We start from the raw sequence: 12022 nt of genomic DNA, 5'->3' as shown, positions 1-12022 counted from the left end.
CGTTACCTTAGTACTTATTTTTCCATGTGTTTATGCTTTATTAGAGATAGATGTTTGCTTGGTTTGAGAATGGTAAGTGGGGGAATGTGTGGGGACACCCCACGCCCCGGCAGGAGGGAGACCCTCCTGCACCTCCCCTGGATGTGGTGAACACACCTGTTTGAAAGGAGTGGAGGATTGATGATACAAGGTAAGCGCTGGCTTTCTTCAGGAAAGTCCCTGGTTGTGCTCTGCCTGGCCCTTTTGCTGGGGGCACTCTCCTTCGGTGGGTATACGCCTCTTGCCAGGGCGGTAGCGCGTGTTGAGCCTACACTCGTGACCTACTTTTATCCCTCCTCAACGGCAGAGGCCACCGCGTCGGGTTATTGTTGGATTGGCTCGCTGGCTGCCTCGCGCAGTGATGCCTGGCGGTGTGCTACCGGCAATATCATCTATGATCCATGCTTTGAACCAGTCGCGTCCAAGTCTGGAAGCCTGGTCATCTGCAATCCCAATCCCGCTACGGGGCAGAAAGGTATTCGGGTAAATCTGAATCAGCCTCTGCCTCGGGCGGAAGCTTTTAAAGGACCAGACACTCAGGCCTGGCTGCTTGTGCTTGCCAATGGCTCATTCTGCTCCTTCCTCACAGGTGCCACCGGCCTGGTAAATAATCAGCGCATCGATTATGGCTGCTCCGATGGCTCAGTCGTGATTGGTCTTCCGCAAGCAGGAAAGGTCTGGATGGCAAAAAATCAGGCTTCTGGGAGCAAAACGCTCAAAGATGTGCCTATAAAAGAGGCATGGCTATGAAAGGATGTGATCTATGTCAGGCACCTGGCAGGCGCCTCGTCGCCCATCGCGTAGCTGGCTTCAGGTCTTTTTTCTCGGTTTTCTACTATTCGTTTTAACTGTGGTAGTTATGGCCTTGACGAGTAACTCAAACCTTTATCCCACCGTGATCGTGATCGGTAACTTTCTCATTCCGGTCGTCTTTGTCGCTTTTTTGTACGATCATCAGCACATCACATCGCTTTCGCCAGAGCAAATAGCCAAAAGCTTCTGCCTGGGTGGTGTGCTTGGGGTGCTGGGCGCGTCGATACTTGAGGCGCTATTGCTTCCACCGCAGACCAGCCCTGATCAGGAGCTCTCATTTCGCAGTGGCTTATTGATTGGTCTCATTGAAGAGGGATGTAAAATCCTGGCTGTGATCTTCATTGCGCGTAAGATGCGCCACGACTCGCCCATTGATGGCTTGCTGCTTGGCGCGGCTGTGGGCATGGGCTTCGCGGCCCTGGAGAGCACGGGCTATGCCTTCAATGCCTTTATCTACAGCCATGGACGCTTTAGCGCGTCTATCGTAGAGACGATCCTGCGTGGCCTGATCGCGCCCTTTGGGCATGGCACGTGGACCGCCATCCTGAGCGCCGTCCTCTTCCATGAGAGCGCGCCCCACCGTTTTCGTATCACAATTCCCGTCATCCTGGTCTTTGCCTTCGTCGTGGTGCTGCATGGGGCCTGGGATGGCCTGCCCCATTCGCTCTACTTCGTGGTCCCCCCAGGTTTCCCCATCTCGGTCGCGACCCTCATTATCAGCATCCTCGGCATCGGCGCACTCGTAGTCGTCTACAAGCACGCCGGGAAAGAACGCCTGCCCGAGCAGAAGTAGCCCTTCGCGCCTGCGGCGCTCAGGGGGAAAGGGGGTCTGAGTGGAAAAAGGCGAAGCCTTTTTCCACTCAGACCCCCTTTCCCCTGATGAGCGTAGCAAACCGAGGCGAGAAGCAGAAGAGAATGAAATAGCCCTGTTCAATGTGGCACCTATCTTATGAGCTTTATTGCCATGGTGTGTATAATAAGTAGCTGTAGTCTTATAAATTAAGTATTTTTGTTATTATAAGCACAGGTATATTGAAGGGATTCATTGCGTATGCAGCAAGCTATAGAGCAGAATTCGCAGCAGGAATCGCAGGCATCTTCTAGCGTGGGTAAGAGTGGCTGGGCGAGGCGTAGAGAGGAGCGCGAGGCGGCCAGACTTGCCAGGCAGCTAGCTAAGACAGCCAGGAAAGACCAGGCGGCATCCCTCAACGCGTTTGATGTGACACGGACAGAGCCTGGAAGCTTCTATGAGCAGGCCATTGAATGGACGCATCGTGCCGACAAAATTATCAACCTGGTGCTCGGGTATCTGCTGGCAATCGCTTCGGTCCTGGGCTTTATGGATGTACTCTCAAATGGTGAGGTCCTGGGCCATGTACCTTTCCTCTTCTATATCTGGCTTCTCATCATGGGCCTGGGCGTTGACTTCCAGATTCTGCTGGTGATCGGGCGCGTTCCCGACCTGGCGCGTATGGTTGGGCATCCGGTGGGCAAATGGGTGCTTGTGACCTTTAATATTGTTTTCCTGGCCTTCCTTGCTTACGTCTCAATCGTCATTGGGGCTGTCTTTACACAACATCGCGATGTGCCGGGAACCATAGCGCAAGCCATGCAAATGTTGGGCATCAACTCAACCAGTTTTGTCTATGAACGCGCGGCCCTGGCGACCTGCCTGCTGATCCTGATGGCTATTGACCGCACGATGGAGCGCTGGCGGATGCAGATCGCGGTGGGGAATCGGCAGCAGCAGCTTGAGAAGCAGCAGGCACAGGTCAGCGAGGTGGAGACATCGGTAGAGAGCGTCCAGCCTGCGCAAAACGCGCAGGCCAGCGAGCTCACACAGGTGGTCCAGGCCATGCAGGAGATGAACGCGCAGAACCTGGCAGCCATGCAGGCCATGAACAACGAGATGCTCAATCGCTTCTCCCAGGTCACCGTTGAACTGGTACGCGAGACAATTGAGCGTACCGTCGCCACCGTTGCCCTCCCCTCTGCGGAGTCGCCTGCCCTGCCCGCTGGCAAGGCCAAAGACGAGGCCACAAGTGAGTCGCGCCCCTCCTTGAACGAGCAGAACCTCTTTGAAGATGAGTCTGGGCGCACAACAGAGGCTCTGAGCGCGATTGATTTCAAGTTTCGTGGTGCCCAACCATTTACGCCAGATTACGGCAAGCTTATCGCGGACATGTACCAGGAGAATCCTGATCTGAAAGTGGCAGATATCGTTGATGAGTTGAGGTGTGCCCGCAGCACTGCTACCAAGTGGCTCAAACGCGTCAAGGACGAGGCATAGGATTCAAAGAGGGATGACGCTGTGGTGGGACGATGCTGCTAAAGCACGCGTCGGTCGGGACCATACAATTTAAGGGAAGAGGCATAGATGAATACTAAAATGCGGCGCTATCTGAAGGTTGGAGGTGTACGCCTCTGTTGTGTGGACTTTGGCGGGGATGGTCCGCCAGTATTGCTTCTGCATGGCCTCGCGGGACGGGGGCTGGAATGGCGGGAGAGCGCGAGCTGGCTAAGAGAGCACTATCACGTCTACGCCCTGGATCAGCGCGGGCATGGTATGAGCGACAAGGGCTTAAACGACTACTCACGGGATGCCTATGTCAAGGATGTGATAAGCGTTATTGAACAGCTCCAGGTTCAGCCGGTGTTGCTCATTGGGCAGTCCATGGGTGGGCAGAATGCTTATCTTGTGGCCTCTCGTCGGCCAGATCTTGTGTGTGGTTTGATTGTGGTTGAAGCCACGGTCAGCCCCGATCCCGATAAGCCTGATGTGCAAGGGAAGATTCGCAAGTGGCTGCATAGCTGGCCCCTCCCCTTCCCCTCGCTGGCCGATGCCAGAGCATACTTTGGTGGTGACACTCTCTATGCTCAGACCTGGCTGGAGATCCTTGAGGAGCGCAGTGATGGCTTCTGGCCTCAGTTCCACTTCGAGGATATGATCAGCTCAGTGGCCGACCAGGGGGGACACGATTATACGGATGAGTGGCTGCGCATCCAATGTCCTGCTCTGCTTGTGGGTGGTGAAAAGAGCTTCCTTCCGCAAGAGAAGCTATGTGCCATGGCTCAACAGCTCCCTCATGCACGCTATGTCCAGATCGCTAACGCGGACCATGATCTTCACCTGAGTCAACCTCAGGTCTGGCGGCAGGAAGCCGAAGCATTTCTGCGCAACCTGGATCATATCCGTTAGCCAATTCGTGTACCAGTATGGTGAAGTATTCACTAAATTGAGGGGAGGTGCAGGAGGGAAACCCTCCTGCTGGGGCGTGGGGTGTCCCCACAAATTCCCTTCCTTATAAAAATGAGGAGCGAAAGCGATGGCTGAGATACAAACCTATGATGCGATTGTGATTGGCGCAGGCCAGGGAGGCGGTCCGCTGGCCTCGGCCCTGGAACAGAGCGGGAAGAAGGTCGCCATGGTCGAGCGTGAACATGTGGGTGGCACCTGTGTCAATGAAGGCTGTACGCCAACGAAAACCATGGTTGCCAGCGCCCGCGTGGCCTACCTGGCACGTCGAGGCGCCGACTATGGTGTCTCAACGGGTCCCATAAACATCGATATGGAGGTCGTGCGCAAGCGCAAGCGCGATATCGTAGATAGCTTTCGCTCAGGTAGCGAGAAGCGCCTGGTCTCCTCCGGCGTGGACCTGCTCATGGGCGAGGGCGAGTTCACAGGGCCGAAGCGCCTGCGCGTCACCCTCAACGATGGCGATGTGCGCGAGATTGAGGCCGAGACCATTATCATCAATACCGGCCTGCGGCCAGCGATTCCGCCCCTGGAGGGCATAGAGACCATTCCCACGCTCAATTCGACCAGCATCATGGAGCTGGATACTGTGCCTGAGCATCTGCTGATCATTGGTGGTGGCTATATCGGTCTGGAGTTTGGGCAGATGTTCCGCCGCTTTGGCAGCCAGGTCACGCTGATACAGCGCGGCGCGCGGCTTCTCTCGCGAGAAGATAAGGATGTCGCCGAAGAGGTGGCAAAGATCTTGCGCGAGGATGGTGTCGAGGTCTTCTTGCAGACGAAGCTCAAGCGTGTCGCGAAGGACGCCAACGGCAAGATCCATCTCACAGTCGAGACGCCCGAGGGCGAGCGCACCCTGGTAGGCTCGCACCTCCTGCTGGCCCCTGGCCGCGTTCCCAACACAGATAAGCTCAATCTTGCAGCCACGGATGTCGAGGCTAATGAGCATGGCCTGATCCAGGTCAATGACAAACTGGAGACTAATGTCTCGGGCATCTACGCCATTGGCGATGTCAAGGGCGGCCCGGCCTTTACCCACATTTCCTATGACGACTTCCGCATCCTGCGCACCAACCTGATCGAGAATGGTAACGCCAGCATCAAGGATCGCCTGCTGCCCTATACCGTCTTTATTGACCCACAACTGGGGCGTGTCGGCCTGAGCGAAGAGGAGGCACGCAAGCAGGGGCTTGATATCCGCGTGGCGAAGATGCCCATGAGCTACGTCGCCCGCGCACTGGAGACCGACGAGTCGCGTGGCTTTATGAAGGCCATCGTCGACCCCCAGACGAAGCAAATCCTGGGTGCGGCCGTGTTGGGCCTTGAGGGTGGCGAGGTCATGGCCATGCTGCAAATCGCCATGATGGGCAAACTGCCCTATACAGCCCTGCGCGATGGCATCTTCTCCCACCCCAATCTCTCTGAGGCTCTCAACAACCTCTTCTCCACACTGGATCAATAGAACAGGCAATATCGGTGCCACGCCGTGCCTCCGAATGGGGGGGTACGGCGCGCCGATTTATCCCATGAAACGAGATGCGACCTCAAACGCGCCCACTTTCCTGGGCAATAAACCAAAAAGGGAGATGCATCATAGCATCTCCCTTTTCCTACAAGCCTTCAAGTTTCCTGGTAGAGCCACATTAAGTGGTGAAGACTTCATTGTTTAAGCTCATTTCCCTTAAGTTCTTTGGGCTCTTCATCGGATAATGTGGTTCTACCGCTCTTGCAATATAGTTGTTATTACCGAGCTTTCAAGATTCCCTACGCGAAGTACTCGGTCGTTTTGTCGCATGGGAGGCGGAGGGAGATGCGTTGCTGTTGGGAGAATGTGTCAATGTATTGCTGTCTGTTCTCTTCGCCTTCGACGTAACGGTTCACTAGACGCTTTAAATCGCGCTGAATAAGTGCCTGATCCTCGAGGACCTGAATGGTGCCTTGAATGGTTACATAGCGAGGTCCGTCCTCAACGCAGACTGCGATGCGGGGATCTCGGCGAATATTCCTCGCTTTCTGAAGATGGATCTGGGTATTCATGATGATGTTGTCGTCCTCATCGAGGATGTACCACATTGTTGTCAGTTGCGGGCTACCATCTTTGTTAAGGGTGCTGAGTACCGCAAAATGCTTTTCGTTGAGAAACGCCCGTGCTCTATCAGATAGCCTGGTTGCCATCATAAATGTCCTTTCTTTATCGAGAACGTGAAACATGAGATCTTTACTAGTTCCGGTTGAGCCAGTAACAGCAACACCAATCCTTTATGTTGAAGAATATAAACTATGCCATTAGTGTTATAGTCAAGGGGGAAATAAAGAGTTCTTTTCAAGGGGAAGGAATTTGCTACATGCGCATTGGTGAACTATCGCGTTTAACAGGCGCGAGCATGCGTTCTCTACGCCATTATGAGTCGCGTGGACTGATTAAGGCAGCTCGCCTGGAGAATGGGTATCGCGATTACGACGAGAGTGTAATTGAACAGATTCGGGCCATTCAATTATATCTGGGACTGGGTCTCAACACCGATGAAATTGGGAGGCTTTTTACCTGCGAGAGTTTGGGCAAGCGGAGAGATGTAGACGTAAAACCGGGTGAATGTGGAAAAAATGTGCTGAATCTCTACACAAAGAAAATCCAGGCAATTGATGCTGAAATGCAGGCTCTCGCTAACATTAAGTCCCGCCTGATGGTGAGGGTGAACCTGATTCAGGGTGAAATAGCCACTATTGTCGAGAGTTGAGGGAAACGCAGCCGCCCAGCAGGAGGGGACTGGTAGGTTGGTGCCAGCCGTGTGATGATCTCAGCCCCATCTTGCATAGGCGGCGTAGCGTCTATGCAAGATGGGCTTCCTCTTGATTCTTCTATTACATATTGATGGGAAGAAGCCCGATATTCCGTATTCCTGCGATAAATCGCCTTACACGCGATAAATCGGGCGCCTATGGAAGTGAGGAGTGATTGTTTGGTGTTTTGGTGAGCCATTCGTGGGCCAGGCTGATGATGGCGATGAGCAGGATGGAGCAGGAGCAGAGCGCGATTCCACTGGCTAGATACTGGTGGCTGGCGAAGAGGGGCGTGGCAAGCGCGGAACCAAGCATCAGGCCAATCCCGGCGATGAGGCGGCGCAGGCTGTACATCTTTCCCATGTCTGTGGAGGGAAAGTCGGTCTGTATGATGTTCACCAGAATCAGGTCACCCATTGGGCTGCCGAAGGCCGCGATGGCGGCGCCTAGCATGGCCAGAATGGGGGTCGTTGCTACGCCGATAAGCAGGAAGCCCAGTCCTAGAATGATTTGCCCAACGTACATCCAGCGCAGGTCGCGTGTGCGCGAGAGGTGATTTGTGAGGAAGAGGCTCAGCACATTGCCGACGCCGTATGCCCCCACGACCAGGCCATAGGTGCCAGCATTGGCGCCCGGCATGCGCGCGATCAGCAGGGGTACCCCTATGAGAAAGATGGCCGCCCAGGAAATATTGCTCAGGCCAAGGCTACCAAGCGCCCAGGCCAGCGGGCGATGGGCGCGTAACTGGACTAGCCCGCTCCGCATATCGCTAAAGATATGCCCCCTGGCTTCTGGCTTCTGCTCGCTTGTTTTCGCTTTTCTGGCGGGGAAGTGCCTGGCAAGCAGAAGAATACTGAAGGCTGAGAGGGTAAAGCTGATGGCGTCCAGGGTGAAGAAATGGGCTAGCGGGATGAGCAGAAGTAGTAGGCCAGTGAGACCCGGACCCAGGACGCGCGCCATCCTCTGCGTGCCATCCATCAGGGTATTGGCGGCATAGAGTTGTTTGCCATCACGCGTCAGGAGGGGCAGACTGGCGATAAGCGTGGGATCAAAGAGCGTGCCCAGCGCCTCAAGGCCGATACTCAGCAGGATGAGCTGCCAGATCTGAAGCATGCCGCTGACCGCCAGGAGCGCAAGCGCACCTGCTAGCAGTGCTCGGAGCAGGTCGGTATAGATCATGGTCTCGCGTCGTGGCCAACGGTCCGCCAGGGTTCCACTGGGCAGGCTAAACAGGAGGACCGTCAACGATCCCAGCGCGCTCACGACTCCGGCTGTGCTGCCCAGGAGGCGGGTCGTAATCCAGATAAGCGCCACGCTAAAACATTGATCGCCAATCGCCGAAAGCATCTGCCCACCCCAGAGAATAGCCAGGTGCGGCGTACGTAAAACCTTCAAGAAATCCATCGTGTTCGTTCTCTTTCCATTGCTGTTGCTGTTGTCCCTGGCCAGGGTTGCATCGCTGGATGCATCGTGTATGCATAAGAGTAATCGATAATGGCCTATGAGGCAATATAATAGCTGATATAATCATTATTGAATTTATTTATGGGAGGAGGGCAATGGAGATCAATCAGTTGCAGGCGTTTGACATGGTGACGCGCCAGGGGAGCTTTAGCAAGGCCGCGCGGGCGCTCGATATCTCGCAACCAGCGATCAGCCTGCGTATTCGGGCATTGGAGGAGGCCGTGGGAGGCGTACTCTTTGTGCGTGGTGGTACCCGACTGGAACTGACGGAACTGGGAACAAGCTTTCTCCCCTATGCAAGGCAGGCCCTGAGTGCCCTGGCGACAGGAACCGAGATTGTGCGCCAGACAAAGCAAGGTGCCAGGGGAAGGGTCTCGCTGGCGACCTTGCCCGCCATGACCACGGGTTTCGTCTCCTCCGCCATAGCTCGCTTTAACGCCAGCTATCCGCAGGTCGACCTCAATATTCACACGAACCACAGCGATCAAATTCTGGAGATGTTGTACGATGACCTGGTCAAGCTTGGCCTGTTGAACTGGCCACTCTTTAGTCCGATCAGTCTGACGCCTCTTCTGCACTTTCGCGAGCCTTTAGTTGTCGTAGCCCATCCCGCCCATCCACTGGCGCAACGAGAGAGCCTCACATCGCTGGACGTAGTACGTGAGGGGAATCCTTACTGGCAGGTCGATTGGGAAACGGAGACGCAAAGCTGGCATACACATCTGATAGGCGCGGAGCAGGCTTTGACCTCGCTGCCTATTCATACCGCCCATGACCTGGTTGTGCATGGCATTGGCGTAGCGCTCCTGGCGCGCCCCCTCGTCACGGATGACCTGGCTGTCGGACGCCTCGTAGAGCTTCCTGTGCAGGACCTTCCCGCCTTCGCGCGCGAGAGTGCCCTGGTGTGTCTGAGTCGCGAGAGGCAGCACCTCTCAAACGCGACCCGGAATTTCATCGACGTTTTGCGCGAAGAGGGACGCATGTTTCTATACCCTGAATGACCCTGGCGAAACACCATAGGAGATGAGCATGTTTACAATTCTTACTCCCCCTGCTTTTGAGCGTGTGAAGCCTCTCTTTGCCGATATGGCGTACCACCTCGCCATTATGACTGTCCTGGCGGGAAAGACACCGGGGCAGGTGTTTGTTGATGACCCTGAGGCGCCCCAAACCGCGCTGCTTCTGCCTACTAATCCTCATCGTATCTATCTCGCGGGCCGAGCAGAGCATCCAGACCTGCAACAGACCATCCAGGCTATTATAGCGCAACAATATCACAAATTATCTCCAGGTGCGGATGGCTATGGAGCCCTGCTGTACTATCCTCCTGGAGGCGAGAGCTGGCAGGCTCTTCTCGATACTGTTCTCCAGGGGCAGAAGACCTTTATGGGTCAGCGAGAGTTCCACCGCTTGAAGTTGCCACATACTATTGTAAGTTCTCCCCTTCCCGAGGGCTTTATGCTGCGCCGCCTCGATGATAAACTTCTGCAAGAACTGGAGCCAACAAATAGAGCGCATGTCCTTGAGGAGATCTGTTCAGAAAGCCCCTCACTTGAACACTTTCTTACGTATAACTTTGGTCTCTGCGCACAGCATGAACACATGCTCTCTGGCTGGTGCCTGGCCGAGTATCGCGACCAGGAGCGCTGCGAACTGGGCATTGAGACGCTGGAGGACTACCAGCGCCAGGGGATCGCGACCGCTCTGGCTCAGGCCGTCATTGAGCAAGCTTTTGTAGAGGGCGCGACCGAGATTGGCTGGCATTGTTGGGCCAGAAACACTCCCTCGGTCGCCACCGCCAAAAAACTAGGTTTCGAGAAGGCCTTCGATTACCCTGTGTACTATTGTCAGTACCGCCAGGAAGCATAGTGGAAGAAAACACCTGTAATTTCCGTTTTTGGGTGGCACAAAAAGAATAGCTTAGAACGTAGTAGAAGGTGTACGGGGTTAAAAGAGGAGGATGGAAGAGGATGGCTCGCACGCTCACCACCACACTTACCACAGCAGTAGGAGATACCACGCGCGTTCCCGTGATCGCGGCGACGTGTGAGGATCATATCGCGCGCTACAACCAGCTCGCAGCCGCCAACACGGCGCAGTCGCAAAGCTTTTTTAACGCCTGCATCGCCAACGATGGCTCGATCATTCGCGTGTGGGTGGTAGCGGGCAGCTCTCCGGCGACCTTCCAGTATCAGCGCATCACTAACCCTGCGACATCTAGCCAGTGGACGACCTGGACAACTTTTGGCGGGGCGAGCGCGACCATCGCGCTCAACGGTGCCTGCTGCGTCTCCAACAATGGTGGCACGCTGCGTGCCTTCGCCCAGCAAAGCACTAGCCCGAATTCGCTCTGGACCTGGAGTTCGACCGATAACGGCGTGACGTGGAGCGCGAGCCCCAGCGTGGTCTATACACCTGTGTCAACTGGCGCGCTGATGAGGGGCCTGGGCAGTGGGGGCAATAGCGACATCTTTTTGCAGTACGATGTCGTTGGCGGTAAGTCAATGGGGATGTGTACCTTTAATGGTACGTCCTGGTCGGCTATTGCGGTTTGGCCGGGCGGAATTGTATCAGGCCTGGCCGGAGTTGCTGTGTATTGGGATTCCTCAGCCTTACTCTATCGCCTGGTCTATTCGACGGCGACCGAGATCTACAGCTTCAATGTGAATAGCACAGGTACAACCTGGAGCGGACAAAACTATCTCGTTGCCGCAAGCGCTAACGGCCTCATCCATCAATCGCCCTTTCTGCTCAGGGAGCCAAATGGGGTGTATACCGTGACCTATGTTGACTATGATCCGGGCACGATCACAGGCGCAACCTTCTTCTATCCAAGGGTACGCCAGAGCATAGACTTTATACACTGGAGCAATGGATACATCTTTCAAGATGCCAACCTGGCGGCTAATCTGGGCATCATTCCGCTCTATCGCTCCACGGATACTACCGTCTATATGGTGGCACAGAATCGAACCTATATGCGCAGCGATTATAGCCAGGCCAACACAGCGCGCTACCTCGACATCTCGGCGGCTATTCTTTCGTATAAGCGCACCGAGCACGAGAGCAAGCCTGCCACGATTGAGCTAGAGCTGGACAATACAGGTGGCGCGTTCAACAGCAAAGTCGGCAGCTTGACGACATTTGCCCCCATCAATATCGGTTCTAGCCTGATCGTGAATGAGGGGTATAAGACAGGCGCGGCCCACACAACGCCCGAGATAGTGAAGACCGCAACTTTCAGGATGAAGAAGGTGACGTTTGAGCGGGGGCCGAGCACACACCTCATCAAGATTGTGGGGGTCGATGCCTCGTACTTGCTCGATACGATCAATCATTTTCAGATCCAGTATGCAGCTCAGACCGTGGCCTATCTCATTACGGAGATCTGCGCCAGGGCCGTACTGTTTACGGTTGTGGTGCCGGGTAGCTCGACGTTTACGCAGACGGTTCCCATCTTCATCTTGCAGGCCAATCGCACGCTACGCGCCACGCTGAACGAGGTGTGTCAGACCTATAACCTCCGCTACTTCATAGACCAGGATGAGAAGGTGCAGCTCCGCGAGTTCAATGTGGGCGTATCAGCCATAGGTTGAGGTGTTGAGTTTGGGCACCGACGACGAGCCAGCGAACCACGTCATAGTAACCGGCGCCGCGACCACCAACACC

At 55.2% G+C, this 12022-nt stretch carries 11 protein-coding genes; 9 read left to right on the top strand and 2 right to left on the bottom strand.

Annotation, left to right across the window (positions count from 1 at the left end; all coding sequences use genetic code 11):
- The first annotated feature begins 180 nt into the window (after positions 1 to 180).
- The 5 genes from JMJ04_RS26375 (at position 181) to JMJ04_RS26355 (ending at position 5570) form a co-directional block, all read left to right on the top strand.
- On the top strand, positions 181 to 789 hold the full coding sequence (locus JMJ04_RS26375) for a hypothetical protein (protein WP_201373401.1): 609 nt from the start codon (positions 181 to 183) through the stop codon (positions 787 to 789).
- A gap of 13 nt (positions 790 to 802) precedes the next feature.
- Positions 803 to 1645, top strand: coding sequence for a PrsW family intramembrane metalloprotease (locus tag JMJ04_RS26370; protein ID WP_201373400.1), 843 nt, complete (start codon positions 803 to 805; stop codon positions 1643 to 1645).
- Between the two features lie 258 nt (positions 1646 to 1903).
- The gene (locus tag JMJ04_RS26365; protein WP_201373399.1) at positions 1904 to 3142 is read left to right on the top strand and encodes a hypothetical protein; all 1239 of its coding nucleotides are present in this window, start codon (positions 1904 to 1906) and stop codon (positions 3140 to 3142) included.
- A gap of 87 nt (positions 3143 to 3229) precedes the next feature.
- Positions 3230 to 4051: an alpha/beta fold hydrolase gene (locus JMJ04_RS26360; protein ID WP_201373398.1), complete on the top strand. Its 822-nt coding sequence runs from the start codon at positions 3230 to 3232 to the stop codon at positions 4049 to 4051.
- A gap of 127 nt (positions 4052 to 4178) precedes the next feature.
- Complete coding sequence (locus JMJ04_RS26355; RefSeq protein ID WP_201373397.1) at positions 4179 to 5570, top strand: mercuric reductase; 1392 nt, start codon at positions 4179 to 4181, stop codon at positions 5568 to 5570.
- Between the two features lie 302 nt (positions 5571 to 5872).
- On the opposite strand, the gene JMJ04_RS26350 is transcribed toward JMJ04_RS26355, so the two are convergent.
- Positions 5873 to 6286, bottom strand: a complete 414-nt coding sequence (locus JMJ04_RS26350; protein WP_201373396.1) for a PPOX class F420-dependent oxidoreductase — start codon at positions 6284 to 6286, stop codon at positions 5873 to 5875.
- A gap of 167 nt (positions 6287 to 6453) precedes the next feature.
- Here JMJ04_RS26350 and JMJ04_RS26345 point away from each other — a divergent pair, with 167 nt between their 5' ends.
- Positions 6454 to 6846 carry a MerR family transcriptional regulator gene (locus JMJ04_RS26345; protein ID WP_201373395.1) on the top strand — a complete coding sequence of 131 codons (393 nt, stop codon included), beginning with the start codon at positions 6454 to 6456 and terminating at the stop codon, positions 6844 to 6846.
- A 199-nt stretch (positions 6847 to 7045) separates the two neighbouring features.
- Here the strand turns inward: JMJ04_RS26345 and JMJ04_RS26340 are convergent, their stop codons facing one another.
- Positions 7046 to 8293, bottom strand: a complete 1248-nt coding sequence (locus JMJ04_RS26340) for an MFS transporter (RefSeq protein WP_201373394.1) — start codon at positions 8291 to 8293, stop codon at positions 7046 to 7048.
- Between the two features lie 155 nt (positions 8294 to 8448).
- Here JMJ04_RS26340 and JMJ04_RS26335 point away from each other — a divergent pair, with 155 nt between their 5' ends.
- The 3 genes from JMJ04_RS26335 to JMJ04_RS26325 all read left to right on the top strand — a co-directional run bounded on the left by JMJ04_RS26335 (position 8449) and on the right by JMJ04_RS26325 (position 11949).
- Entirely contained in the window at positions 8449 to 9354 is a 906-nt protein-coding gene (locus tag JMJ04_RS26335) for a LysR family transcriptional regulator (protein WP_201373393.1), read from the top strand.
- Between the two features lie 28 nt (positions 9355 to 9382).
- A complete protein-coding gene (locus JMJ04_RS26330; protein ID WP_201373392.1) occupies positions 9383 to 10222 on the top strand; it encodes a GNAT family N-acetyltransferase in 840 nt (279 codons plus the stop codon).
- 101 nt (positions 10223 to 10323) lie between these two features.
- Complete coding sequence (locus JMJ04_RS26325; protein ID WP_201373391.1) at positions 10324 to 11949, top strand: hypothetical protein; 1626 nt, start codon at positions 10324 to 10326, stop codon at positions 11947 to 11949.
- The last annotated feature ends 73 nt before the right edge of the window (positions 11950 to 12022 follow it).

Origin of the sequence: Ktedonobacter robiniae (assembly GCF_016587375.1) — a bacterium.
In the GTDB taxonomy this organism is placed as follows: Bacteria; Chloroflexota; Ktedonobacteria; order Ktedonobacterales; family Ktedonobacteraceae; genus Ktedonobacter; species Ktedonobacter robiniae.
Note: the sequence above shows the minus strand (reverse complement) of the source record. Positions and strands in the feature narration are given on the sequence as shown.